The sequence below is a fragment of the Levilactobacillus andaensis genome (genome assembly GCF_016861695.1).
GTDB classification, from domain to species: Bacteria; Bacillota; Bacilli; order Lactobacillales; family Lactobacillaceae; genus Levilactobacillus; species Levilactobacillus andaensis.
Map to the genome: position 1 here is coordinate 20,614 of NZ_BOLP01000003.1, position 25,277 is coordinate 45,890.

Annotated in this window: 23 protein-coding genes; 1 reads left to right on the forward strand and 22 read right to left on the reverse strand. The window is 49.6% G+C overall.

Annotated elements, in window-relative coordinates; genetic code table 11:
- Positions 1–292: 292 nt before the first annotated feature.
- A complete protein-coding gene (locus JUF10_RS00920; RefSeq protein ID WP_203640378.1) occupies positions 293–1,213 on the forward strand; it encodes a carboxypeptidase-like regulatory domain-containing protein in 921 nt (306 codons plus the stop codon).
- A gap of 51 nt (positions 1,214–1,264) precedes the next feature.
- Here JUF10_RS00920 and JUF10_RS00925 read toward each other — a convergent pair whose 3' ends face one another.
- The 22 genes from JUF10_RS00925 to JUF10_RS01030 form a co-directional block, all read right to left on the reverse strand.
- Positions 1,265–1,471 (reverse strand): hypothetical protein, encoded by a 207-nt coding sequence (locus JUF10_RS00925; protein WP_203640379.1) that lies wholly within the window; start codon positions 1,469–1,471, stop codon positions 1,265–1,267.
- A gap of 135 nt (positions 1,472–1,606) precedes the next feature.
- Positions 1,607–1,954, reverse strand: coding sequence for an AzlD domain-containing protein (locus JUF10_RS00930; protein WP_203640380.1), 348 nt, complete (start codon positions 1,952–1,954; stop codon positions 1,607–1,609).
- A gap of 17 nt (positions 1,955–1,971) precedes the next feature.
- On the reverse strand, positions 1,972–2,772 hold the full coding sequence (locus JUF10_RS00935) for an AzlC family ABC transporter permease (RefSeq protein WP_203640381.1): 801 nt from the start codon (positions 2,770–2,772) through the stop codon (positions 1,972–1,974).
- A gap of 209 nt (positions 2,773–2,981) precedes the next feature.
- Positions 2,982–3,476 (reverse strand): GNAT family N-acetyltransferase, encoded by a 495-nt coding sequence (locus JUF10_RS00940; RefSeq protein ID WP_203640382.1) that lies wholly within the window; start codon positions 3,474–3,476, stop codon positions 2,982–2,984.
- A gap of 260 nt (positions 3,477–3,736) precedes the next feature.
- Positions 3,737–6,898 carry a YhgE/Pip family protein gene (locus JUF10_RS00945; protein WP_203640383.1) on the reverse strand — a complete coding sequence of 1,054 codons (3,162 nt, stop codon included), beginning with the start codon at positions 6,896–6,898 and terminating at the stop codon, positions 3,737–3,739.
- A 354-nt stretch (positions 6,899–7,252) separates the two neighbouring features.
- Complete coding sequence (locus tag JUF10_RS00950; protein WP_203640384.1) at positions 7,253–8,581, reverse strand: serine hydrolase; 1,329 nt, start codon at positions 8,579–8,581, stop codon at positions 7,253–7,255.
- Between the two features lie 196 nt (positions 8,582–8,777).
- A complete protein-coding gene (locus JUF10_RS00955; RefSeq protein WP_203640385.1) occupies positions 8,778–9,953 on the reverse strand; it encodes a sensor histidine kinase in 1,176 nt (391 codons plus the stop codon).
- 39 nt (positions 9,954–9,992) lie between these two features.
- On the reverse strand, positions 9,993–10,682 hold the full coding sequence (gene croR, locus JUF10_RS00960; protein WP_048732979.1) for a response regulator transcription factor CroR: 690 nt from the start codon (positions 10,680–10,682) through the stop codon (positions 9,993–9,995).
- Positions 10,683–11,196: 514 nt separating this feature from the next.
- A complete protein-coding gene (gene guaB, locus JUF10_RS00965; protein ID WP_203640386.1) occupies positions 11,197–12,336 on the reverse strand; it encodes an IMP dehydrogenase in 1,140 nt (379 codons plus the stop codon).
- A gap of 1,069 nt (positions 12,337–13,405) precedes the next feature.
- Complete coding sequence (locus JUF10_RS00970; protein WP_203640387.1) at positions 13,406–15,052, reverse strand: glycosyltransferase family protein; 1,647 nt, start codon at positions 15,050–15,052, stop codon at positions 13,406–13,408.
- 278 nt (positions 15,053–15,330) lie between these two features.
- A complete protein-coding gene (locus JUF10_RS00975) occupies positions 15,331–16,068 on the reverse strand; it encodes a hypothetical protein (protein WP_203640388.1) in 738 nt (245 codons plus the stop codon).
- 533 nt (positions 16,069–16,601) lie between these two features.
- Positions 16,602–17,024 (reverse strand): protein-export chaperone SecB, encoded by a 423-nt coding sequence (locus tag JUF10_RS00980; RefSeq protein WP_203640389.1) that lies wholly within the window; start codon positions 17,022–17,024, stop codon positions 16,602–16,604.
- Positions 17,024–17,593, reverse strand: a complete 570-nt coding sequence (locus JUF10_RS00985; protein WP_203640390.1) for a helix-turn-helix domain-containing protein — start codon at positions 17,591–17,593, stop codon at positions 17,024–17,026. Before JUF10_RS00985 ends, JUF10_RS00980 begins: the two co-directional genes overlap by 1 nt.
- Positions 17,594–17,631: 38 nt before the next feature.
- Positions 17,632–17,970 carry a hypothetical protein gene (locus tag JUF10_RS00990; protein ID WP_203640391.1) on the reverse strand — a complete coding sequence of 113 codons (339 nt, stop codon included), beginning with the start codon at positions 17,968–17,970 and terminating at the stop codon, positions 17,632–17,634.
- A 398-nt stretch (positions 17,971–18,368) separates the two neighbouring features.
- Positions 18,369–19,094, reverse strand: a complete 726-nt coding sequence (locus tag JUF10_RS00995; protein ID WP_203640392.1) for a DUF1129 domain-containing protein — start codon at positions 19,092–19,094, stop codon at positions 18,369–18,371.
- Positions 19,095–19,109: 15 nt separating this feature from the next.
- Complete coding sequence (gene ychF / locus JUF10_RS01000) at positions 19,110–20,210, reverse strand: redox-regulated ATPase YchF (RefSeq protein ID WP_203640393.1); 1,101 nt, start codon at positions 20,208–20,210, stop codon at positions 19,110–19,112.
- An 18-nt stretch (positions 20,211–20,228) separates the two neighbouring features.
- The gene (locus tag JUF10_RS01005) at positions 20,229–20,423 is read right to left on the reverse strand and encodes a DUF951 domain-containing protein (RefSeq protein ID WP_048732991.1); all 195 of its coding nucleotides are present in this window, start codon (positions 20,421–20,423) and stop codon (positions 20,229–20,231) included.
- A 32-nt stretch (positions 20,424–20,455) separates the two neighbouring features.
- The gene (locus JUF10_RS01010) at positions 20,456–21,337 is read right to left on the reverse strand and encodes a ParB/RepB/Spo0J family partition protein (protein WP_048732993.1); all 882 of its coding nucleotides are present in this window, start codon (positions 21,335–21,337) and stop codon (positions 20,456–20,458) included.
- Complete coding sequence (locus JUF10_RS01015; RefSeq protein ID WP_203640394.1) at positions 21,327–22,094, reverse strand: ParA family protein; 768 nt, start codon at positions 22,092–22,094, stop codon at positions 21,327–21,329. The genes JUF10_RS01010 and JUF10_RS01015 overlap by 11 nt, the downstream gene beginning before the upstream one ends.
- Before the next feature lie 14 nt (positions 22,095–22,108).
- Positions 22,109–22,942 (reverse strand): nucleoid occlusion protein, encoded by an 834-nt coding sequence (gene noc, locus JUF10_RS01020; protein ID WP_236008123.1) that lies wholly within the window; start codon positions 22,940–22,942, stop codon positions 22,109–22,111.
- Positions 22,943–22,961: 19 nt separating this feature from the next.
- Entirely contained in the window at positions 22,962–23,690 is a 729-nt protein-coding gene (rsmG, locus tag JUF10_RS01025; protein ID WP_203640395.1) for a 16S rRNA (guanine(527)-N(7))-methyltransferase RsmG, read from the reverse strand.
- Positions 23,691–24,331: 641 nt separating this feature from the next.
- A complete protein-coding gene (locus JUF10_RS01030; protein ID WP_203640396.1) occupies positions 24,332–25,213 on the reverse strand; it encodes a metallophosphoesterase family protein in 882 nt (293 codons plus the stop codon).
- Positions 25,214–25,277: the final 64 nt, after the last annotated feature.

A 25,277-nucleotide genomic window follows, 5' to 3' on the forward strand; every position in this document is an offset into this window, starting at 1 on the left:
TCGCTTTGAAGCCACGAAGAAACGTGTCTTCAAAGTCGCCCATATTGGTAGCTGTGAGCTACCAATATTTCCACGGCTGGCTCCATCCCTGTCCTCCTCCGGCTCAGACTGAACCCTTCCATATTGTAACGTTGACCCCCAAAACGACCAAAGTCCCCGAAATACCTGCGTCATAACTAGCTATAAAAATATAAATTTTTCGTTCCCCTTCTATTGATAAATCAGCCATGGTATATTGGTGATTGCTGGATATAGTCAGCACTAATTACAGTGTAAGGGGAGAACTAATATTATGGGGATTAAGAAAGTAGCCATGTTGGCAGTGTTTCTGACGGCCGTTGTTTCAGGCGGGGAAGTTTCTGCTATGGCAAAGACTAAGCAGATTAGTAAATTTACGCACGTGAAGGTTTCTAAGCGCACCGTCTCGGGGAAGACGACTAAGTACGCTCACGTGAAGCTAACTCACCTGAAGCATGGTGAAAAGGTCGGCACTAAAGCTGACAAACATGGAAAATTTGTGATTAAGGTTAAGCAGAATAATCTGACGAAACTGAAGTTCAAGCTTAAAGCAACGAAGCATGGGTTTAAGGGACAGACCTATACGCATACTGTTAAGGTGACAAAGCCAGTTACTAATAACGCGGCAGTTACTGAGCAGAACACCGTTAAACCAGAAAACGTAGTTAAACCTAGTACCCCTGTTTCCAACTTCACAACTTCTGGAAACAATCAGCTTGTCATTAACAGACCTAGTAGACCTGTCAGACCCAGTCGTCCAAGACCTACAGCACCTACAACGCCCTCAAAATCTAAAGAACAACTCATTAGAGAAAAGAAGGCCCAATTGGAGATCGCAAAAAATGCCTACGCAAAAATAGTTGTTGAAACTGAACCTGCATTCGCCGAGTTATCTCTCGAGGACTATGATGAAGAATTTCTTGTTGGCTACCAGCTTGACATCGAACGGGCACGACTAGAAGTACAGCGAAAATTAGCTACTGGAAATAAAGATGAAATAGCTACCGCCCAAAAGAACCTAGAACTGGCCAAAGAAAAATATGAAAAATACTTACCTCTCTATCTAGCAGTAGATAAAAAGTTTTATGCCCTACGAGAAAAGATTCGCCCTTTTGCCAATGAAGTTAATAAATTGGCAAGGGAACTACACATACTCCAACCCGACGCACCCTACGAAGGAATCAACCACTATTAACTCAAAAAAGGAGAGCACAGCCACCAACCGGCCATGCTCTCCTTTACTATTTTAGTCCAAATCCAATTCCTTCAAAGTATCCCGCCACGACAGATTCGTCATTGGCCGCTTTGCTACGCGTTCAGTTGGCCGGCTCTCCAGGCTAGCTGCGACGACCTGCTTGATGTAATCCTCATCATTGATGCGGTGCAGGCGCGTATAGTTTTCTAACCGTCGTTCTGTGTTCCTATCTAAACGAATCGAAATTGTTTCTGCCATGATGCATGGTGCCTCTTTTCTGCGGCCAACCATAGGCTCTTTCATGGGGCAGGTCAATTAAAACGACCGTAAATGGTTATTAACTAAAAAAAGACCAAGCATCCGCCTAGTCTTTCAACTCATTATTAAATTCAATCACGCAATAAACATCGACAACAGGAACACCGCAATCAGTCCGGTAATCACCGAAATCGCCATTGACCGCGTTCTGTAGGCGATGATGACCACCACGACGGCCGCCAACATCTCTGAGAAATGGTTTAAGATCAGCGCATAGCTCGCACTGTCGATGAAGATATCCTTAACGACTAGCGCCGTAAACAGCGACACCGGCACAAACTTCATCCATTCGTTGAACCATTCGGGAATTGCCCGTTTGGTGAACAACATTAAGGGTATAAACCGCGGCACAAAGGCAACGCAAAAGCCCAAAATAATCAACCAAAAGTGTTGCGTACTGTTCCACGTATTAACTGCACTCATATAGCGTCTCCCGTATCCTATTCGTCCGTATTTTCAACTACCGACTTCTTAGCGCCCGGCCCCCGTAGTTTCCACAGCCAATGACTGTCGGGTAAATGCTTCCGCAGCGTTGTTTCTAAATAGAAGCCAATCAGCGAGGCAATGATCGTCGAAATCACCAATCCCAACGTACTCTTGGTCAGCATCATACATACCGCCGCCAGCACACCAGAGATCAAACAAATCACGACCGTCAAACGGTTCTTGATCTGCATCACGATCATGTACAAGAAGAGCGCCGTCAGGGCAAAGTTTACAATCCCCAGGTCAATCTTCAACGTACTCCCAATCAAGCTCCCAACAACGTTGCTGACAGCCCAGAACAGTAAGGAATAGTGTTCCACCATCAAGGCTTCCTTACCCGTCCACTTTTTATCGGTGGCGAATTTTAAGTAGTTAATGGCGTAGTTTTCATCGTTTAAAGATACCGCGAACATAAACAAAAAGTGGTTGGATTCCCCCTTTAAGTAAGGCGATAAACTCGAACTCAGTAAAGCATACCGTAATTCCAAGAAGAATAGCATCAAAACAATTGAAAGTAATGGGGAATTAATGGTCAACATCGTGGCAATTAAAAATTGTGCCCCACCGGAAAAGATCAAGATTGAAACTAATCCAGTCAGTAAGGTATTGAACCCTGCCGCGTGTAGCAAAATCCCACAAGCCAGCCCGATTGGGATGTAACTCAAATTAAGGGGCATGGCTACCCGCAGTGTAGACCGCCATAAGGGTTCATTCGGGTCTGCCACCTGCTTGGGGTTTGGCCGTCGTTTATTCAAGAATGTTTGCCTCCGTCGAATACTCTGAGATATGAATCAGGTTAACGGGTTTACCCATTAGCCATAAAACCACACGATGATATTTTAACATGTTTCAAGTCATTTTCATATAACAAGTCTAATATTTATCAAGCTGTATCCCGGATTTCGCCGCGTTTGTTTCCCGCTTTGTGAAAAATTGCGATTGATTTTCATCGTGCCCGTTTCGCCTAGAAATGCTTCCCATACACCTCTAAATCTGCCGTGAAACCAGCCATATCGGCTATCGCTGGCAAATGACCCCAGTGAGCGTACCCAGCCTTCTCAAACAGGCCGCGGCTCGCCCGATTATGGCCAAATATTCTGGAAATAATGGTCGTCAGCCCCAATTTCGGTGCCTGTTCATCCGCCCAAGCCACTGCCTGGCTGCCGATGTGCTGGCCCTGTGCCTCATGTGCCAAATAAAGGGCTATTTCGGCCGTGTAACGGTAACCTGCCCGATTACTGTAAGGTTCTAGGCCCACATAACCAACGACCTTACCGGCGCTCTCAATCGCCCATAACGGAAAATGGTCGTCACTAAATTCCGCGAACCACTCCTGACGCTGCGGCACCGTCTCCGGTTTCAAATCAGCCGTACTTCCCTTCGTGGCGATTGCCTCGTTATAAATTGCCACCAGCCGCGGATAATCAGCAGTCGTGGCCAAACGAAATGTCACTGCCATAACGGTCCCTCTTTTCTCTTACTGCGTTCCATTATACGCAAAATTTTCCCCCTCGCCACGACCAAATTTTGTCGCTCCGAACGTAAATTGTGGAAACGTGAGCCAAAAGGCAGTCAACTCCGCTTAACCCCGATAGACAAACAATCCAAAACCGGGATTCTTCGTCTATCGACGTTAATGCTCATTGACTAACCGCCTTTTGTCCCACTCTTGCAAAAAAAAGAAGCCCGGATTTTCATCCAGACTTCTCGGTAATCATTTTATGAATGAGAGTGTGACGTTGGGTCTTCAACCTCTTGGAGCTTCTGGTTGTCGTCCAACTGTGACTTGCCCATCAAGTGCTTCTTTTGCAACCAAACCATCGTTGGCCACAACAGCGCTAATGACAGAATCGTGAAGAGTGTCAGTACCCAAATGGCCTGACCAACTTCACCCGCCATCCCTGACGTAATGGCTTCACGGAATCCGAGGATCGAGTAAGTCATTGGCAAGAATGGGTGCACCACGTTGTAGAAGTGGTTGGTAACTTCCATTGGGAACGTCCCACCGGAACCACCAAGTTGCAGCATCAAGAGAACCATGGCGATGAAACGACCAGGGTTGTCCAGCAGCATCGACAGGAACATGACGATAAACATCGACGCCTCCGCGAAGAACACGGAAACCAGGATCATTTGACCTGGGTTGTCGACCGTCAAACCACCTAACATCATCAGTACGGGTTCAACAAGCCCCATTGCCAGTGCTTCGAAGGCACCGATAGAAACTTTACTGAAGAACCAGCCCGTAGCAGTCCCGTCTTCACGTGAGACCTTCCGAATTGGGAAGGCAAAGTTGAAGACCAAGGCCCCAACATAGAGGGCAACGGACAATACGTATGGTGCTAAGGCGTGACCATAGTTTGGCACGTAACTGTAGTTTTCATGCTTCAGCTTCGTTGGTGCGGCAAACATGTCAGCCGTCTTGTTCGTCAAAGGTTGTGCTGCGAGTTGATCAGCACCGCTCTTCAAGGACTTCGCTAAGGTACCGCTCCCGTCCTTAAGCTTGTCAGCACCGTCGACCAATTTACTACTGTTGGCGTTAAGCTTAGCGGACCCAGCAGCCAGTTGGTTAACCCCACTGGTCAAGGTTGGTACGCTGTCGTTCAACGTGGTCAAACCAGAGCTCAATTGACTTGCACCTTGGTTTAACTTGTTCGAGTTGCTCGTCAACTTATTGCCGGCAGCAGTCAGCTTAGGCGTGTTGGCGTTAAGCTTCGAACCAGCAGCGGAAAGTTGACCGGCACTAGAAGTTAATTTAGATCCAGCAGCGTTCAGCTTACCCGTGTTGGCATTCAGCTTGTTCACACCGGCAGCAGCCGTTTGTAAACCACTGTTCAGCGTGGTAGCACCGCTAGACACCTGCTTGGAACCGCTCTTCAATGCGCCACCGTTCTTAGCCAATTCAGCCGTCCCGTTCAAGATTTGGGTAACACCATTGGTTAAGGTTGGGACTTGGCTGTTCAGCGTGTTCAAACCGTTCTTCAAGGTCGTTGACCCGGCGAAGGCTTGGTCGACACCGGACGTGTACGCCTTAACACCGTTAGCTAACGTATTGACGCCAGACGTTAAGGTCGTTGAGCCACCGTTGACTTGGGAATTAAGTGATTGAACGCCTTGAGCAAATGCAGATAATTGTGCAAGTGTTCCTGAAACATTAGCCTGGCCAAGTTCAGCCATGACTTGAGTTAGTCCATCAGATACTTGGGCAGTAGCTTTAGCAAGACCAGTTGTAACAGCAATCAACTGCGCATCTTTAGTAGTTGGCGTAGCCGCTTGAGCCGCTGCCGTTGTGGTTGTACTTGTACCCTTGGTTGAAATTGAATCCGCAGAACTCTTAGCGGTCGCCGTTTCACCAACTAATTTATCTGTTAACGCAGAAACCTCTGAACTATTATCTTCCTTACCTTGCGCAGCCTTCAAAGCAGCAGCGGTACTTGAAGCTTCTGCAGCGGCAGTTTGTGCAGCATTAACGGAATCACTATTGGCACCAGGAGTCGTTGTCGTGCTTGACTGAGCTGGAGCAGCTTGTTTAGTTTGATTTGCTGCTAAATCCTTAGCCTGTTCAGCCAAAGCCGCAGCCTGCTTAGCACCACTACTGATTTCAGTTAATCCTTGAGTCAAAGTAGTCAGTTGACCTGCTGCACCAGGATTAGCGGCCGTGCCGTCACCCTGTAGTTGACTCATCATAGTATCAGCTGCTGTGCCTAATTGACTAACGCCATCTGACAACGTTTGTGCTTGCGTAGCCAAGGTATCTGCGCCTGATGCCAATTCACTTGAATTGCCACTCAATGTAGACAACCCAGAATTTAATGAAGAACTCCCGTCGTACAACTGTGAAACGCCACTAGCCAGTGAGGTTGCCCCACTACCTAATTGCTTAACACCCGTGTTCAACGTGTAAACCCCGTCGACGTACTTGTAGACCCCGGAGTTCAGTGAGTTCGCACCATTGGCGAGCTTCTTGGTCCCAGCCGTCAGTTGTGGCATCCCAGCACTTAACTGGCTAACACCACTCGTGAATTGGTTGACACCACTGACATATTGGCCAGTTCCGCTGGTGTACTGGTTAACCCCAGCGCTATATTGACCAACACCGGACGTGTACTGGTTGACCCCAGTTGCGTACTGGCCGACCCCTGCCGTGTAGGTGCTTAACCCACTCTGCAGTGTCTTAGAGCCAGACGACAACTTTTGAATACCAGTTGCCAAAGGCGTCACGGAGGTCTTCATTTGTTGCAGACCGTTGTTCAACGTCTTGACCCCAGTCGTGTAGGTGTTCAGGCCGTCAGTCAATGTGACCGTCCCGTCCTTCAACTGGCTCGAGCCCTTGGCCGCCTTGTTCATCCCTTTACCGACCGCGTAGATCTGCTTAAAGGTTGCTTGGGCGTAGGCCTTCGTCACCTTAGCACGGATCTCACTGTTCAACTTGTCAGAACCAACATCACTCATCACCTTCGCGATGTAGTTTGCAGACGCGTTGGTTTTATAAGTGAAGGTCATTTTCTTGGGGTGCTTGTCCAAGGCCGTTGCTGCGTGGGCCGAGAAGTTCTTCGGAATCGTGATGACCGTGTAGTACTTGTGGTCCTTCAATCCCTGCGCTGCCGTCTTGGCAGAAACGAACCGCCATCCCAATTGTTTGTTTTTCTTCAAATTGGTGATGGTCTGGTCCCCAACATTTAACGTTTGCCCTTGGTAGGTCACAGGTTTATCCTGATTGACCACCGCAACGGGTAACTTTCCAGTCTCGCCATATGGATCCCAGACTGACTTCAGAAAGAAGATACTGTAGAGAAATGGAATAAACATAATGGCCAAGACGGAGATTAAAATCAACCGGTTGTGCCGAATGTATTTCCATTCACCTTTTACCATGTTCACGAATGCCAACTCCCTTTATCCTCAAAATATCCTTAAAAATGCATGTCTTAGGCTAATATTAAAAGTATCTTCGCACATTAATACTTGACTTGTCAAAACAATAACACGCCATAGACAATCTTTAGAAAGCGTCACCAGCCTTGTCCCACATGCATTTGGACCACTTTGAAATTTATTTTTAAATTTTATTGCGTATCAAGTTCAACTAATGTTCTGATGATATGTCCTAGTATAGCGGCGAGGTCCATGCTTGGCTTTGATTGAAATCAAGTTGGGACAACACTTTCTTCTATTATAGTTGCATAACTAAAAAAGCCGCTGCCCACTATCGGTCAGCGACTTCCAAAATTCAAGTTAGAATAACGAAACGATTGCCCGCCACATGCGAACGAAGATGTTGGCTTTCTCAACGGCCTTAGTCACCTTAACGGGAACCTTGGTCGTCTTGGTGCTGCCCAAGAAACCTAGTTGATCGCCCTTTAACGAAATATTAGCGGTCCCCACCTCGGCATTCTTGGCAACTGGTGCCTCCAACGCCTTATTCTTAGTCAGTTTCGACTTCAACGTGGTCGTTGCGGAAATATTGCTGGCGACTTGGTCATCACGAATCCACAATTTAACGCCATCCGCTAAGACCGTCTTGGCCGTCTTTTCCTTGGCATCGTTAGTCTTCACGGTCTTGGCGCCCTTAACTTGATCGCCGGCCTTGTAGGTCACCGTCTTGAAGTTATTGTAGACGTAAGACATCATCTTTTGGGTCTGTCGGAAACGGGCAGCATCGGTCTCCGATTTGTGAGATGCGTGGAGGACCACGGTCACGATCCGGTTGCCATCATTGTTGGCCGTCCCGGTAAAGTTAGCGCCGGCGGCATCGGACGTCCCCGTCTTCAGACCGTCAACGTGCAATTTGGAATAAGAAGCAGTTAGCCCCTTCAACATCCAGTTCCAGTTGTCCATCTTGGTCGCGTCCTGCGTGCCCTTTTCAAACCACATCTTACTGATCTTCGTGGTCTGTAAAACTTCGGGGTACTTGTTCAACAGTGCGACGGCCAACTTGGCTTGGTCGGCTGCGGACCATTCGTTTTCGGCGGACCCTTTGAGGTTGCTGTAACCGAGATTACCGACCTGCTTGTTGGTCAACCCACAAGCGTTGTAGATCTTTACATCGGTCATGCCCAACTTCTTCGCCTGGGTCTTCATCAAGTCAACGAAGGCGTGGGGCGTTCCTGCTACCGCAACCCCCAGGGCTTCAACGGCCCCGTTGGCTGAGTAGATCAAGGACGCTTGATACAGGGACTTGACCGTGTACTTGTGGCCGGCCCGCAATGGGACATTGGACAAGTTTGTGTTCTTTGCCACTTTAGCAATGTCCTTGTTGATGGTGATCTTTTGGTTCCATTTCAGCTTGCCGCTATGCACCGCATCTAGCACGATGTAGATGGATAACAACTTGGTCATGGAAGCGACCGGCAACGTCTGGTCACTGTTCTTGCTGTATAAAATCTGACCGGTCTGGGCATCAACGGCGATCCCCGCCTTGGCCTTTAAGTTGACCGTGGTGCTGGTACTCTTGGTGCTGGCCGCATGCGCCGTCATTGCTGGCGTCACAGCGGTACTCAGGCCACCGGCAAACAGCGTTACTGCCGTCACCAGGCCCATCACAACTTGCTTTAAACGTTTCATTCTCGAAAACTCCTCTATCTTATGCTTATGTAGCACCGGCGAACCGGCGTTTGTTACAAATTAAATTGATGTTGCTGGTCGCACTGCGGCTGCCAGGGATTTCGCCTGCTGTGAGGACGCTTCAGCCTGAGAAGAGGTCCTCTCGCTCGCTTTTAAGCCGCAAAGTTCGTGCGTCTTAGAAGTCGCCCATCGTTCCCTAGTTCAAACTCCCCGGTGCCTTCAACCGTTGCGGTATCTGTAATGGGGCATCGTGTTTGACCGGCAAATGAATCACGAAGCTGGTCAGCGCATCGTCGGACTCGACGTAGATGTAGCCGCCGTGCAGGGCCACAATGCTCTGGGCAATGGCTAGGCCTAATCCGGTGCCGCCAGTTTCCTTGGAACGGGATTCTTCGACCCGGTAGAACCGTTCGAAGATCATCGACAACGACTCCTTTGGAATCTTGGGGCCGTCGTTGGTGACGCGGACCTCTAGTTCGGCATCGCTGACTTGTTTGGCAATCAAATTAATATGCTTACCGCCATCCCCGTATTTCAATGCGTTAGAGACCAAGTTGTTAAATACTCGGACTAATTTTTCCGGGTCGGCCTCCATCATCAACGTCTCGGGGGTGCTGCTGGCACCAATCGTCATGCCCTTCTTCTGGCCTTCCAATTCGAAGCTGGCCGCCAATTGTTCCAGCATCGCTGCCAAATCAATGTTAGTCAGGCTCAACGGTGTATCCGTTTGCCGAACCTTCGTGTACTCGAAGAGGTCATCAACTAACGACTTCATCTGTTTTGATTTCAAAAAGGCAGTGTGGGTGTATTTCAATAGGTCATCCGTCGAGTGGTATTGCTGGTCTTCGATCAATCCCAAATAACCGATGATCGACGTCAATGGCGTACGGATATCGTGACTGACGTTGGTGATCAGTTCGTCTTTCGACTTCTCAATCGCCCGCTCCTCATCCATCGAATGGATAACGGAATCGACCAGCGCGTTGACGGAATCGACCACGCGTTGCACGTCGCCACTGACCCGGAATGGAATCCGGTGATCAAAGTGACCGTTGGCAATGTAATGCAGTTCTTCAATGATATGATGCAGCTGCATTTGCCGGTAACGCCGAATCAGCCGCCACCAGACGACCAACGCATCGCCAATCACCATCAGGCCAATGAAGAGGTTTTCCCAACTCCACAGCTGAAAGTGATTGGGGCCAAAGACCACGGACCGTTTGATAATAAAAATCCCATCACGCAAACCGGGGTTGCTCTCGATGGCCTGAATGATCAGGACCAGCAACGCCAGATTTAGCATGAACAATAGGATGACGGTCACGACGCCTTCCATGAACAGCGCGCTCTTCTCACGCGTGGTTAACTTCATATTGCGGCCCCCCAGCAGCGGTTAAACTTATGACAGTGATTAGTGCGATTCAATCTTGTACCCCACACCCCAAACGGTTTGAATGACTTTTTCACCGTTCGTGGCATCTTCGATTTTATCCCGTAAATGACTCACGTGAACCATGACGGTTTTTGCGGAAACGATACTTTCCTGCCGCCAAACGCGTTCGAAAATTTCGTCGGCCGAAAAGACCCGGTTGGGATGGCTCGCCAACAAGTAAAGGATTCCAAATTCCAGCGCCGTCAGTGAAATCGTCTTACCAGCAATCGTCTTAACTTCGTGAGAATCCTTGTTGATAGTCAGCGTCCCGATGTCCAAAATATCTGGGCTGTCATCGGTCACCTGGTCTTGGCTCCGCCGCAATAACGACTTGACCCGTGCCATAACCTCTAATGGGTTAAATGGCTTGGTCACATAATCATCGGCACCGGTGATCAGGCCCTGAATCTTATCCATGTCGCCAGTCTTAGCAGACAAAATCAAAATTGGAATTTGGGAATCTTTCCGTACTTCCTTCACAACTTCGATTCCGCTCATTTCGGGCATCATGATGTCCAAAATCATCAGGGCAATGTCGGGCGTGGTGTGTAATTTGGTCAGCGCTTCCTTACCGTTGTAGGCGGTTAGGGGTTCGTAACCTTCGTTTTTAATGTAGATTTCAAGTAATTGTGCAATTTCTTTATCATCATCGACAACTAAAATTTTCATATTGTGCTAATCTCCTTTGCCAGCTAGGCAATTCCACTAGCCGTCTTCCCCGTGGGTTTAATTCTATTTTAACAAATAACCCTGGCGGTGCGACCGGAAAACCCGAACCTTTAGTCGGGCGTAAGGCACTTTACCATTCCTTAATCTTACACTATTTATCCCCGTCTAGCCAACCTCAAGTTTAACGGTGACTTAACGGGTCAAACTGTGTTTACCAGCGCCTTACCGGGCGGAAAAAATAGGCTGGAACGCTGTGAACACGATTTTGAGCCCAAAATTCAGGCCTCAAAACTCGGTTCTGCCTAGGCGAAGAAAATCGCTTCACCAAGGCAGTGCCACGGCTGAGCCTATTTTTCCCGCCCTCTCGGCTGACACGGAGTTAGAGTAAACTCTCCCTTGTCTTTTCTGCCATAGTCTACTTTCCAATTTGGCTAAAATGTATGCCCGGTCTGCTGCTAAAAACCCATTCAAAAAAGCCGGCCCAGAATCAACTTCTGAGTCGGCTAAATTTAATTTACTTGTAGTTAGGTGCTGCCTTGGTGATTTGGACATCATGTGGATGCGATTCAATCAATCCGGCGTTGGAAATCCGGACGAATTGGGCGTTGTCGATCAGATTTTGGATCGTTGCGCTCCCCGTGTAACCCATCCCGGAGCGCAGGCCACCGACCATTTGGAAGATGATATCGTTGACGCTACCCTTGTATTCCACACGGGCTTCGATTCCTTCTGGCACGAGCTTGTCAGCTTCGTTGACGCCACCTTGGAAGTAACGGTCGGCTGAGCCGTGAGACATGGCAGCCAAGCTCCCCATCCCTCGGTACGTCTTGAATTTCTTACCGTTTTCTTCAATGACATCGCCAGGGGCTTCGTCGGTCCCGGAGAACATGGAGCCGAACATCACGGCATTCCCACCGGCAGCAATCGCCTTCACGATGTCACCGGAGTACTTCATCCCACCGTCAGCGATGATTGGTTTGCCAAATTCACGCGCAACCTTCGCCGAATCGTAAATGGCGGTCAGTTGCGGCACCCCAACACCGGCAACCACCCGCGTCGTGCAGATAGAACCAGGGCCGATACCCACTTTAACCACGTCAACACCGGCTTCAAATAAAGCCCGTGTGCCTTCGCCCGTCGCAACGTTACCGGCAATCAGTGTTGCGTCTGGCAATTGTTCGCGAATCTGGGCAACCTTCCGCAATACCCCAGCGGAGTGACCGTGCGCCGTATCAATGATGATGGCGTCGGCACCAGCGGCGAGTAAGGCGTTGGCCCGATCAAACGTGTCGGAAGTAACCCCAACGGCTGCGGCGACTAACAAGTGATTGTTGTCGTCCACAGCGGCGTGTGGGTACTGGCTGGCATCGTTTTCGATGGTCTTCACGTCAGCGACCATTTTAGCTTGGTCCGTGGCGCTCATGTTCTTGTGGATGACCCCCAGGCCCCCATTACGCGCCATGGCAGTTGCCATCTTCGTTTCCGTAACGGTATCCATGGACGCACTTAGAAATGGAACGTTCAACTTCAAATTTGGCGCTAATTGGGTACTCAGATCGACTTCATTCGGCAAAACGTGGCTTTCGGCTGGTATTAGCAAAACATCATCAAAAGTAAATCCTTCTTTAGCAAACTTCGTGTCCCAATTAGACATAGTTGATATCGCTCCTCTTATTTTTCAGTCTCAGGCTCGGCTAGGAATCCTGGGAGATATTGTTTCTTAATTTACCAGTCTAGGCCACTTTGGTCAAGGGCTCTCATCAAACTATAACGGTATATTGAAAATAGTTGGTGTTACGTGTCTTATGCCACGGCGTCTATTCAAGCCCAAAATCAAGTTCAAAACCTAGGCGATACCAGCTATGATGACCACCGCTAAACTCGCTAAACGTGGACACCTGCGGCTGCCAGGGATTCCGCCTGCTGTGGGGACACTTCGGACTGAGGGGCGGTCCTCTCGCTCGCTTTTAAGCCGCAAAATTCATGCGTCTTAAAAGTCGCCCATCTTGGTAGCTGTAAGCTACCAAGATTTCCACGGCTGGCTACATCCCTGCCCTCCTTCGGTTAGATTGGAGTACCAACGCAATTTACATTTAAAAAACAACTGTCTCTAATTCATCACAAATTTTTACGCCCATCGTAATCTCAATCTGTAGCCATAGTAAAACCAGTCACGTAAATACTTACGTCTGCAAAGCATTCTTGCTTACCTAACTGGCATGACATACCACCATAAGATACCCGACCAGGTCTTGCGAAATCAACATAACCAGCCACACTGAACCTCACCGTCAAGGCCATCACAGCGAAGCCACGTACAGAGTCCCGTGTCGATAGTGTTAGTCAGCGTTTTTTCAGCTGGCTTACAGCATGGGACGCCTTGGAGACTCGATTTTTGAGGCTTCAAGGCGAGGTCACAGACCGCTTCTCAGGCTGTGACCGGTCCCCACCGGACGGCGTACGTGACTGGCGTAGCGGTTACTAGCAACTAACCTTCATGCTTATTAGCAACGCCAACTTGCTTCCAAAACAAATCGTAGTCGTAGGCTGGCAGGAACGGAACCCCGTGTCGGTCCTTTTAGGCTGAGCGACTTTCTCAGGCTTAGAGGAGAGGCCGAGCTTGAAGACTCGCTTTTAGAGGCTTCAAGTCGCCCTGGAGACCGCTTCTCAGGCTCCAGGTCTGCCTCACGGGGTGGAGTTCCTACCAGCCGAAGACGGAACCACTACGCTTTCTTTTGGAACAGCCAGTAAGTGACGTTGGTGCCCTCGAAGAGCTGGGTGTGGTACGCGATGGCGCGGTAGTTATGGTCCAGCGTCTTCGCCAGCTTGGCCGTCCCTGGATTCAGGTTGCCACTAGTGATGCGGCCGCTACCCCCCTGCCATTGCTTGATGGACTTGCCAGCCGGCGTGTTGAGAACGACCCATTCGACCTGATGCCGTTTGATCACGTCGGTCTGGTCGCGCAGAATCTGTGGATCAGCTGACTGGGCAATATTGTAATTTTGGAAATAGTACGTCGATGGCACCGCACCTGACGTAGTATAAAAGCCCATGTCGATTGACCCGTAATTTAACAGCGTCAGTTTCTGGTCGACCGGCGTCCGTTGCCGCATTAATTTGCCGAAAACGACCTGCGCGGGCTGTTGCGGCTTGGTGGTCGCCTCTTCCGTGATCGACGCGTTGTTCGGGAATACCCGCGAATTGGTCACGTTATTGTTGACCCCTAGGACTAAGAACAGGCTCAGCGCCAGCGTCCCCAAAATGGCAAACGGCTCATCCCCATTTGGCAATGGCACGCGCTTGAAGAATACCTGTCCAAAGTAGACCAGTGGCAGCACGAAGAAGGCAAAATAAATCAATTCATAATACTGATAGACCGCCCCCGACTGGTAGCCGTACAACGCCAGCAGTGCGCTCGCCAGGCCGACCGCCACGTAGAGTCCCCGCGTGAAATGGTGATGAAAGACCGCCGGCTGAAATAAAATCGCCAGCGTGCCCAAGACGCCCAGCAGAAAGAAGAGGATGTTACTCAAGTAAAATTGCGCCAGAATCGATGTCGACTGAATCAGGTTGGCGAAGAACGCGACCGACGAGGTGAGGTAGACGTGCGTGTTGAACAGGAAGTAGACCTTGATGAACGCGCCCAACGACTTAGTCAGTAAGAAGTAGACCAGCCACGGTACCGTTGTCACCGCGAATCCCGCCGCGCTCCAGCCAACCAATTTTCCCAGGTCCCGCCAGCGCTTGTGCACCAGGAAGTACCCACCCATAGCCAGATAGAACATGATCCAGGCACCTAGCAGCGTGTATTTCGACAACAGGACCACGCCGACCAACGCCCCCTGTGCGAAGTACCACCAGTGATTGGCGTGAAAATTGTGCCGGTCCAACAGCACCAGCAGATAAATCAGCGACAACAGGAACGGCAGCGTGAAGAACTCGACCGTGTCGCCGTAATCGTAGTACGGGTGATACAGGAACAGCATCGGCGACAGCAGCGCCACTAACAACGCCGGCAGGGGCGCCAACCGCAACAATTTTCCAAACCGATACGTCAGGTACATCGCCGCGACCAGCGTGAGCACCTCGTAGCCAAAAATCAGGATAAAGCTACGCGCCGACACCAGGTACGCCAGACCATGTAGGAAGTACACGTAAGGCCCCTTCTGCTCAAAAATATCCTTATAGGGCACGATGCCGTTCATCATCGCCTTCCCGACCGTAAAGAACGCGTTGTTGTCCGGCGAATCGTCCACATAAAAGGCGGGCGACGTGTACGAACAGAACAGCATGATGAATGTGCCAACGATGGTCAGTAACGCGAGGTGCTGGGCGTCACGACTCCGTAGCTTTTGGCCTAATCCTCTCATCGGTGTGCCTCCTTAATTTGTTTCGTAAACAATCAATCTGTGGGGATAAGAAAAGACGTGGTCCCCGCCACGCCTTTTCAAGTGCTGCTTTTATAAAATTTGTTGCCGGTCGGCGCCAAGCCTCACGCTGAGTAGCGGCCCTAACCCCCGCATCCAGCAGGTTTCTCAGTCCACTACCAGTATTAGACTTAGCAGTGCTAATTCGCAATCAACTGTCGCGCGGTAAAGACGTGCTATCCATCCCAGACTAAACGTTTTCACTGCGTCACAATTGCCGATTATTTCTTGTAGATGGTGTAACGAACCGTGTAGGTCTTGTAGCCCTTTTCGGCCACGGCAAACTTAAAGTATTTCGCCTTCTTGGCAGCCAACTTGTCGGCTTCCTTCTTGGTCAATTTGATCTCGAAACGACCGGTCTTCTTAACCTTGAAAGTCAAAACCTTCTTGCCCTTGTTGGTCAACAGGGTAACGACAGCGCCCTTACGCCCCTTTTGGAACAAGAGAGTGCGGCTGTAACGAGCATAGTGCTTGCGACCGCGAAGCTTCTTGGAAGCAGCTAATTTCTTACCAGGCTTCTTAGCCGGTTTTTTAGCGGGCTTCGTTGGTTTGTTTGGCGTCGTAGTCGTTGAAGCAGACGTTGACGTTGCGGTCGAGCTAGCTGCACTGCTGTCAGTCGTGTCGGTAACGGCACCACCGTTGTCAGTCGGCGTACCCGCACCGGTAGTGTTAGTATCGGTTGCTGGCGTGCTGCTGGCCGTGGAATCAGCGGAACTGCTCGAACCCGTCGTGTCAGTTGCAGGGGCTGTCCGGCCACCGCTCTCAGCGACGGTCGCAGAACTACTGTCAGCCGGAGCGACAGAACCACTGGTTGAGTTGACCACGGCGCTGACGGCACCACTGCCACTACCGCTCAAGGCGTTGGCGCCACCGCCGTCAGCGTTCGCCGAAGTCGCAATGACGCCGGCCGTTGACAGTGCAGCGACTAACCCTAAAACATATCCAAAAACTCGTTTCATACAAAATCCTCCCCACAGATCATGATTTTTCGTCAAATTGCTGAGAAACTTGACTACTTGTTGGCATCATAGGTCCGGGGGTAATACGGGTCAAGACGGCTCTTTTCATAAACCGGTTAATTTTTGGAAATAGCGGTCTGCATAACCATTTTTTGTACACGGCTAGATAACAAACAAGCTCTGGCGATTGTCGTCTGCCGATACATTGTCTTTATTCATTTTATGTATAGACTTACCAAATCTAACCACGGGTGAAATTTTAGCTTGTGTGCCTAACCTAACCAAAGTCCCTGTAAAGCTTGAATCTGGCAGGCCTAATCCACTCACTGCTTAATGTGCTGAACGATTGCTGGGTAGGACTTTGTGGCTGGTTAACGGTTGCCAGATTTCTGCGACCATCCCTGACCAAATCACAGTTCCTATCTACGTCTAACGTAAAAATGCGGATCCTTTTCCAGAGCCGCATTGCTAAAAACTATTTCAATTAATTTTTTCTTATTCTCTACAAAACAAATTTCGGTTCAAATATCAACTCATGCTGTCCCATTATCTGTAGATTTCTCTAGGGCCTTACTAACATTGATAGTTGGCAAATTATATCCTGGATACTCACCGGAAGACATTGTTAAGTTAGCAACCAGTGACCTCACATATGGATATAACATTGCGACTGCATTGTTCCGAATAAAAGTATCTATTCCATATGAAGCCTCATCTTGTTCTGAATCATATTCAAAAGAACCACTAACTGAAACTTTAACCTGAAAAGGAATACTTTTAACATCCAGCGCCCCAACTACTACTTTCAAGGACACTATGACATTCATACCCTCAATATCACTGTCAGCACTGATTTGGGGCTTCAAATCAATCTTCTTCAAATTCTTATCATAATTTGGGTTACGCGCGTACGACATATCATCTACCACAAAATGATCAAATTTAAAAACACTCATTAGGCTGCTACTCCTTTTACTATCAGACTATCTTTATCATATACATGCGCACTCACTGAATACTCTTGCGTTTGATAGGTATACTCTGGCTTGCTAACTTTACTACCTTTTTTAAGGTTAATGCTTAACGTACTCACCAAATCCTCAACACCTAAAACTGGAAGTACCTGATTTTTAATAAAGTAAGCGTCGACTAACTGTAGTAACGCATCTTGTTCTTTCGTCTGCACACGCTGGTTATTCTCAAGCTGGGATAGTGTTGACGAACCCATACCCAAGTAATTTGCAAATACACGTACCGTTAACCCAGTATCTTCACGCAACTTCTTTATTTCCTCTGGTGTAATATATCCCTTACGTTTACGGTACGCTGCAAAGTCTACTCTAAGATTTTCCGTAGGATCACCAAAATCTACCCAAAACTCGCCATCCTCATCTTTCCAGTAGTGATGTTTGACGATAATATCCTTTATTTCTCGAACTTGCACCTTTTCTAATTCAAAAACTTCTGTATAGATTCCAGTTGCCTCGAGCTCTGCATTATAAAATTTCTTTGTTCTTTCTTGCATCTCTAAATAACCTCCTAGAAACCCTAGAGTAGCCTTTTTCACCTAAATGGCAATCGCATTGGATACTCTGCTGGATGCACTGAAATCCAGACTATGACACCACTTGGTCTATCCTGAAATTTTAAATAGCAATCAATCTCTGAGATTGTTAGTCCGAAAATCCAGATATTACCAGGAATCTTATTTTTATCATCCTCTGGTCCAGAACTGTAATCTCGCCAATTTAGGACATTAAAAATTATATCTAAAATTTCTGATTTAGGAATTGCCAACATACGAGGAAGTGTATCATTTTTTCTTCGCTCAGAAATAATCCAATCATTGCGTCTAGCTTTTATACTAGATACAACCTTACGAATTTCATCTGGTTCAGTCATTACTCACTACACCCAATTTCCAAATCGTGTCTTATGCTCTGATGATAGCATATTTGTTTTTCAGGAGAAACAAATATGCTCACGAAATTTTAAATATGGTCATTTAAAAATTAATTCGAACCAAAAAGGCATCGCCAGAATTCTCCAAATGGAAAACTCAGACGATGCCCAATATATCAAATTTAAATGTGGGTCAAACCAACCCAAGTCGCAGGATGGCGGGAACGGAACCCCGTGTCGGTCCTCTTAGACTGAGCGATTTTCTCAGCCTTAGAGGAGAGGCCGCACTTGAAGACTCGCTTTCGGAGGCTTCAAGTCGCCCTGGGGACCGTTTCTCAGGCCCCAGGTCTGCCTCACAGGGTGGAGTTCCCGCCAGCCGGAGACGACCAAGGTAAGTTCTACCCGAAGAAGCCCCCACGAATTGGGTAGCGACGGCGCATCAAGAACATGGCGACGATGGCTAAAACGCCAAGAATGATACTTGGCCAAGCCCCGATGACCGGGTTGATGATTGGTGGCAGGAGTTGGGCTGCGTAGAACAGCAACATCCAGACCACGAACCCTAACAGTACGAACAGCGCACGAATCCAGCCATTGTACTTGTGCTTGATCTTGGGATCGAACATCCGTGGCATGATCGGCAAAATGAAACCGGCAACCAAGGCACTGACCAAGATGGCCGTAATCCCAACTGGACTGCTCGTCTGCAGTAATTTAGGACTGAAGAGGTACATCAACCCAAACATCAAGTTGAAGATCATGAAGAACGTCAAAGCGTTGTACGCCATGTTTGGCCAGTAATCTGGCCCCCCGATAACGGCATCAGGATGTTGTGGGCCTTCCACGACCAATTTAACTTGGCCGTCGATGTCGCCGTAAAGGTTCTTGGCGGTCTTCCCACTCTTTTGGCCTTCAACTAATTCATTGACCATGTTTTGCACGGCTTCGGCCTTCTTTTCAGGCGAGAGCTTGGTCTTGTCTAAGGCCCGGTTGAAACGGAACATGTAATCGGCATTTCGCTTGGTTAACCCAACGTTGTCGAAGACCGCCCGTTCGTTCGCCGCAACATCATTGCGTTTTTGGTGAACGCCCGCGTTACGCGGTTGCTTTTTGTTATCACTCATTTATCTGTTTCCCTTCTAAACGTTGAAGCGGAATTCGACGATGTCGCCGTCTTCCATCACGTAATCTTTACCTTCGACCCGTAGCTTGCCGGCTTCCTTAACAGCAGCTTCGGACTCGTATTGGTCTAAATCATCAAAGGCCATCACTTCGGCACGGATAAATCCACGTTCAAAGTCGGAGTGAATGATCCCGGCTGCTTGTGGGGCCTTCGTGCCGGTCTTAAACGTCCAGGCACGCGTTTCCTTACCACCAGCCGTGAAGAACGTTTGCAGGCCTAAGAGGTGGTATGAGGCCCGAATAAGCCGGTTCAAACCAGGTTCCTCAACGCCTTCAGCTTCCAAGAAGTCTTGCTTCTCGTCGTCATCCAACTGGGCAATTTCTTCTTCGGCTTCGGCGGCAACGGCAATGGCTTCGGCGCCTTCCTTAGCGGCGTAGTCCTTGATGGCACCGAAGTACTTGGAGTCTTCGGGGTCAGCCATGTCGTCTTCAGCAATGTTGGCCACGTACAGGACTGGCTTGGACGTCAGTAAGAAGAGGCCCTTCACGATTGGGGCTTCGTCTTCGTCAAAGTCGATGGACCGCACAGCGCCACCATTTTCGAGGACTGGCTTGATCTTTTCCAAGACGGCCAATTCGGCTTTGGCTTCCTTGTCGCTCCCCTTGGCAGCCCGTTCAACCTTAGCCAACCGCTTGTTAACGGCTTCCAGGTCGGACAAGCCGAGTTCCAAGTTGATGGTCTCGATGTCGTCGATTGGGTCGATTTTACCGGAAACATGGGTGATGTTATCGTCGTCAAACGCCCGCACAACGTGAACGATGGCGTCGACTTGGCGAATATTTTCCAGGAATTGGTTCCCTAGACCTTCACCCTTGCTGGCACCCTTGACGATCCCGGCAATGTCGGTAAATTCAAACGTCGTTGGCACGACCTTCTTGGCTGGAATCAAAGCTTGAATCCGGTCCAAGCGACTGTCTGGGACTTCAACCATCCCGACGTTCGGGTCGATCGTGGCGAAAGGATAGTTCGCCATTTCGGCACCGGCCTTGGTAATCGCGTTAAATAGAGTTGACTTGCCGACGTTCGGCAGACCAACGATTCCTGCAGTTAATGACATAGCAATTATTCACTCTTTCTATTTATCGGCATCGGCTTGGTGCACCAATACCTTTTTTAATTTCTTCTCAAACTCGCGGCGTGACAACATGACCACGTGGCCGCAATTCGTACACTTAATCTTGATGTCCGCACCCATCCGGGTAATCTCCCAGCGGTTCGTGCCACAAGGGTGCGGCTTCTTCATTTCAACCAAATCACCTAAATCATACATGGCAGGTCCTCCTTCAGGGCTGACGGCCGGTGCTAGTCCGACTGGATATTCAGCAGGTCTAAGATCCGGTTCAGATCATCGTTCGACAGATATTCGATCTCAATGTGTCCTTGATGATCCTTGTTGCCTTCGTTGATTGAAACTTGCGTGCCGAAGCGTTCCTGCAGCTGGTTTTCGGTTGATCGCAGGAATGGTGACTTCTTCTTGGCGGGTTTCTTGGCGAGCTTCTTGGCAGCACCATTCAGCTTGTTGACCTCGGCTTCAACGGCCCGGACGGTCATGCCTTCGCTGACGGCGCGCTTCGCTAAGGCGACCAACTTGGTCTTGTCCTTCAAGGAAAGTAACGTCCGCGCTTGCCCCATGGACAATTCGTTGCGTTGCAGCATGTCCTTGACGGCTTTAGGCAGGCCGAGCAAACGCAGGTAGTTGGCGATGTAAGGCCGACTCTTCCCTAAGCGTTCGGAAACTTGAGCTTGCGTCAACGTCAATTTGGTCATCAACGTATCGTAGGCTTCGGCCTCTTCCAAAGGCGTCAGGTCTTCTCGTTGTAAGTTTTCTAGGACCGCAATTTCCATCATTTGTTCTTCGGTAACCTCCCGGATAATGCCCGGAATGGTACTCTTTCCGGCAATCTTCGACGCCCGGAAACGCCGTTCGCCAGCAAGAATCTCGTAACGTTGAATCTGTTTGTCAGGTTGACGGACGATGATCGGTTGAAAGACCCCGGTCTTCTCGATGGAAGCCGCGAGATCATTCAAGCCTTTAGTATCAAACTTCTGCCGGGGTTGATAAGGGTTGGGCCGAATGTCAGCCAACGTCAAGTCAACGACGGTCTCTTCACCGGCGTCCACGCCATTTTCAGCAAACAGCGCATCAATTCCCCGACCTAAACTTTTCTCTTTCTTACTTGCCATGGGCAGCTAGCACTTCCTTTGCGAGTTCGGTGTAAACTTCGGCGCCCTTAGACTTCGGCGCATAATCAATGATCGGCATGCCGTGACTCGGTGCCTCCGCTAACTGAACGTTGCGCGGAATAATCGTGGCGTAAACCTTGTTTTGGAAATACTTCTTCACTTCTTCGTTGACCTGCTTACCGAGGTTCGTGCGGGCGTCATACAACGTCAACAGCACGCCTTCGATCTTCAGGTCGCGGTTAAAGTGTTTCTGAACCAACTTGACCGTATTCAATAATTGCGTCAGCCCTTCCAGCGCGTAATACTCGCTCTGAACGGGAATCAAAATGGAATCGGCGGCCGTGAACGCGTTGATCGTCAGTAAGCCTAACGAAGGCGGACAGTCGATTAAAATATAGTCGTAGGTGTCGCGGACTTCATCCAACGCCGCCTTTAACCGCGTTTCCCGCGCCATCATTGGCGTTAACTCGATTTCAGCACCGGAAAGCTGGATGGTTGCGGGAACGATATCCAATCCCGGGTGTTCCGTGTGGATAATGGCCTCTTGAATCGGCGTTTCGTTGACCAAAACGTCGTAAACTTCGCGTTCAATGGTGGCCTTTTGAATACCAACCCCACTGGTTGCGTTCCCTTGGGCATCGGTATCGACCAACAAAACTTGTTTGCCGGCACTCGCCAATGCAGCCCCCAGATTAACGCCGGTCGTGGTTTTACCCACGCCGCCTTTTTGGTTGGCCAAAGCAATGATATAGCCCATATGTCGTTTCACCTCTAGCTTTCTTTTGGAATGTCAATTGTAATGCGATAACCGTTGGGCGTTTCTTCTTCCTTCGTGGTCAGCGCCATCCCCGCATCAGTGACCATCTTGACCGATTGACGAATGGTATTGACGGCCACGCGGGTATCGCCGGAAACACCGTGTTTGGTGACTTTCCGCCGGTGTTTCTTGGGTTTCTGCTGCTTGGTGATCAGCGCTTCGGTCTCCTTGACCGTCAATTTATCGTTAACGATCTTTTTAACGAACTCGGCTTGCTGGTCTGCCGGCACCGCCAGCAACGCACGACCATGGCGTTCGCTGATCTGGCGATTCAAAATGGCGTTGCGTACCGGTTCACTGAGCTTGAGAAGGCGCAGCTTGTTGGCCACGAACCCCTGACTCTTGCCGATACCCTCGGCCAATTGCGCCTGCGTCATGTGGTTTAAGTCCATCAGTTGGCGGTAGGCGTGCGCCTCTTCAACGGCGGATAGTTCTTCGCGTTGGAGGTTTTCAATCAACGCCATGGAGGCTGTCTCGTCATCGTTCATGACCTCGATGATAGCGGGTACCGTTTCCCATTTGAGACTGGAAATGGCCCGGAAGCGTCGTTCACCGGCAATGATTTCGTAGTGGTCCGGTTCGTACTCCCGCAACACGATAGGTTGCAGGAGGCCGTGTTCTTCAATGGTCTGGGCCAACTCCGCGATGGCAGTCGGGTCAAACCGTTGCCGTGGTTGGAAGCGGTTCGGAATGATTTGGGCGACCGGAATCATCACCACGTTTTGTTTCACGGGATGGGCCGGTTGCGTGGCCTTCTCCCGATTATTTCCAAATAATGAAAATGGCAATTATCTTACCCCCATCCCATTAATCTTCTAACGGCTCCCGGTTGGGTGTGCCGGCTTTACGCGGATACCGCTTGGGCGTCTTGCGTACTTTGTCGATGACCACGATGTGCCGTGGATCATTGGACACTGGTAGGTTGAAGGCTTCGTCCGCCTTGAGCTGACCGCCCAAAGTGGTGATGGCCGTTTGACTGACTGCCAGTTCATTTTCCGTTTGCGCAGCCTTCAAGGCGACAAATTGACCGCCGACCTTGGCCAGTGGCAAGCACAGTTCGCTTAACACGGACATGCGGGCCACGGCGCGCGCCAAGACTAAGTCATAGCTCTCACGAGTTGCGGCCCGTTTGCCACCGAATTCTTCGGCCCGCGCGTGATGGAAGGCCACCCCGGTCAGGTTGAGCTTAGCGGCGAGATCATTTAAGAACGTGATCCGCTTGTTCAGGGAATCAACGATGGTCACTTGGAGCTGTGGAAAGACGATTTTGAGCGGTAATGACGGGAACCCGGCCCCGGCGCCCACGTCACAGATGCTGAGTGGCTCTGTGCGCATAGCGGGCACGTAAAAAGCGGGGGTCAACGAGTCGTAGAAATGCTTCAAGTAGACATCGGGCTCCGCGGTAATCGTGGTTAAATTAACATGTTCATTGGTCGCAACTAGGAAATGATAATAGTCAGCGAATTGTTGTTCCTGCGTTGTGGTTAATTGGATGCCCTGCGTGGCTAGCGCGGCACGAAACTCTTCTGGATTCATACACACTCTCCCAGTTCACTTCTGTGAAACACAATTGTTTCACGTTTGATTATACTTTACCTTACTTACTAGCGAAACGCAACCGAACCACCACGGGTTGTGACCTTCGGGGTGCGATTGTTTTCGTTGTGACGTCGTTTCCTATTATATCGAAAACCGGCGTCACATGAAACGCTTATTCCGGAGTTAAATTAGATGTAGACAAAACTAGTCTGGCTAAATGATAGATTGCGGTAATGGTAGTGCTCAATGGCCGCGCTCCGGCTACCAGGGATTCCGCCTGCTGTGGGGACGCTTCAGCCTGTGGGGCGGGCTTCTCGCTCGATTTGAAGCCGCGAAAGACACGCGTCTTCAAAGTCGCCCATGGTGTAGGCCGGGAAAGAACCCCGACCAACGCCATTTTCACGGCCGGCTGCATCCCTGGCATCCTCCGGCTCTGATTGATCTCTGCCATAACAAATATTGACTGCTAGGTGTGTTCTGTATTTTAAATTGAGCCTCTCATATCACTGTTTTATGTACCGCTGAATTGGCTAGTTTTAAATGCCATATCATTATCAAAATTCGCCAAAAGAATTCGATTCCTAAAAAAACGCCATCGTCACCGATTGAATTGGTGACCATGACGTGATTTATCATTTTTAGAATGGGACGCTATCGCTAGTTCGGTGCTGGCCGGTTAACCGGGGACGGTGTTTGGCGAAGCCCGTGTTGCCAATGGTGATCGTATCAATTACCGGTTGGCCGAGGAAGAGCGGATGGCTGGTGACGCTGGCCATCCCCCGCTGAATGGTAATGATATTGTAGCTCACCCCATCGTGAACCTCGTGGCGGTGCAGGTCTTGGCAGTCGATGTAGGTCGTTGCCGACCCCACGCTAGTCACCGGAATTGAATTATCCACCAAGTAACTCGCGCCAAAGTGAAGATGACCCGTGAAAATTCCGCCAATGTTGTGCCCATGCAGAATCGCCAACAACTCCCGGTTATTCTGGAGAATGGCATAGCGCATCCCCCGTAATGCAGGTGTATCCAACGGATGATGGAGGAAAATAAATGCCCGACGACGGGGGGCCAAATGGAGGTTCTTGTTCAGCCAGTCGAGCTGTTCGCGCTCTAACCAGCCGGCCTCCTTGTTGGGCTCCCATTTAGAATCCAAAAAGTAAAAATCCATGTTCTGATACACCTGTTTATAGGCATAATAGGGCTGATGTTTTTGCTCTAAATACCCGACATTGAAGGCTTCGCGGTCGTCTTGATCCCCTAGAATCACCTGCACGGGTGCCCCGACACGCTGTGCTTGCTGCTGGAAATAAGTATGGAGCCGTGCGTAGTCATCGCTAGTTCCGCCCTGTAAAAGGTCACCACTCACCACAATCAGGTCTGGTTCTACCTGATGGGTCACGATGTCGTCAAAAATACGTTGTAACTTAGCAATCGGCGCAATCTGTTGATGATACTGCGGTGACTGCGCCGGCGCCGTTAATTGCGGATCTGATAAATGAACAATTGTAAACTTATTCATGCCCCCGTTGCCCCCATCAAAATAGACTCATGGTCCCCGGGAACGGTCCACCCGGCGACAGTTA

Excerpts from the sequence above, each read along its gene's own strand:
- JUF10_RS00920 (WP_203640378.1), top strand. The coding sequence starts at position 293 with ATGGGGATTAAGAAAGTAGCCATGTTGGCAGTGTTTCTGACGGCCGTT.
- JUF10_RS00925 (WP_203640379.1), bottom strand. The coding sequence starts at position 1,471 with ATGGCAGAAACAATTTCGATTCGTTTAGATAGGAACACAGAACGACGG.
- JUF10_RS00930 (WP_203640380.1), bottom strand. The coding sequence starts at position 1,954 with ATGAGTGCAGTTAATACGTGGAACAGTACGCAACACTTTTGGTTGATT.
- JUF10_RS00940 (WP_203640382.1), bottom strand. The coding sequence starts at position 3,476 with ATGGCAGTGACATTTCGTTTGGCCACGACTGCTGATTATCCGCGGCTG.
- JUF10_RS00950 (WP_203640384.1), bottom strand. The coding sequence starts at position 8,581 with ATGAAACGTTTAAAGCAAGTTGTGATGGGCCTGGTGACGGCAGTAACG.
- JUF10_RS00955 (WP_203640385.1), bottom strand. The coding sequence starts at position 9,953 with ATGAAGTTAACCACGCGTGAGAAGAGCGCGCTGTTCATGGAAGGCGTC.
- croR (WP_048732979.1), bottom strand. The coding sequence starts at position 10,682 with ATGAAAATTTTAGTTGTCGATGATGATAAAGAAATTGCACAATTACTT.
- guaB (WP_203640386.1), bottom strand. The coding sequence starts at position 12,336 with ATGTCTAATTGGGACACGAAGTTTGCTAAAGAAGGATTTACTTTTGAT.
- JUF10_RS00970 (WP_203640387.1), bottom strand. The coding sequence starts at position 15,052 with ATGAGAGGATTAGGCCAAAAGCTACGGAGTCGTGACGCCCAGCACCTC.
- JUF10_RS00975 (WP_203640388.1), bottom strand. The coding sequence starts at position 16,068 with ATGAAACGAGTTTTTGGATATGTTTTAGGGTTAGTCGCTGCACTGTCA.
- JUF10_RS00980 (WP_203640389.1), bottom strand. The coding sequence starts at position 17,024 with ATGAGTGTTTTTAAATTTGATCATTTTGTGGTAGATGATATGTCGTAC.
- JUF10_RS00985 (WP_203640390.1), bottom strand. The coding sequence starts at position 17,593 with ATGCAAGAAAGAACAAAGAAATTTTATAATGCAGAGCTCGAGGCAACT.
- JUF10_RS00990 (WP_203640391.1), bottom strand. The coding sequence starts at position 17,970 with ATGACTGAACCAGATGAAATTCGTAAGGTTGTATCTAGTATAAAAGCT.
- JUF10_RS00995 (WP_203640392.1), bottom strand. The coding sequence starts at position 19,094 with ATGAGTGATAACAAAAAGCAACCGCGTAACGCGGGCGTTCACCAAAAA.
- ychF (WP_203640393.1), bottom strand. The coding sequence starts at position 20,210 with ATGTCATTAACTGCAGGAATCGTTGGTCTGCCGAACGTCGGCAAGTCA.
- JUF10_RS01005 (WP_048732991.1), bottom strand. The coding sequence starts at position 20,423 with ATGTATGATTTAGGTGATTTGGTTGAAATGAAGAAGCCGCACCCTTGT.
- JUF10_RS01010 (WP_048732993.1), bottom strand. The coding sequence starts at position 21,337 with ATGGCAAGTAAGAAAGAGAAAAGTTTAGGTCGGGGAATTGATGCGCTG.
- JUF10_RS01015 (WP_203640394.1), bottom strand. The coding sequence starts at position 22,094 with ATGGGCTATATCATTGCTTTGGCCAACCAAAAAGGCGGCGTGGGTAAA.
- rsmG (WP_203640395.1), bottom strand. The coding sequence starts at position 23,690 with ATGAATCCAGAAGAGTTTCGTGCCGCGCTAGCCACGCAGGGCATCCAA.
- JUF10_RS01030 (WP_203640396.1), bottom strand. The coding sequence starts at position 25,213 with ATGAATAAGTTTACAATTGTTCATTTATCAGATCCGCAATTAACGGCG.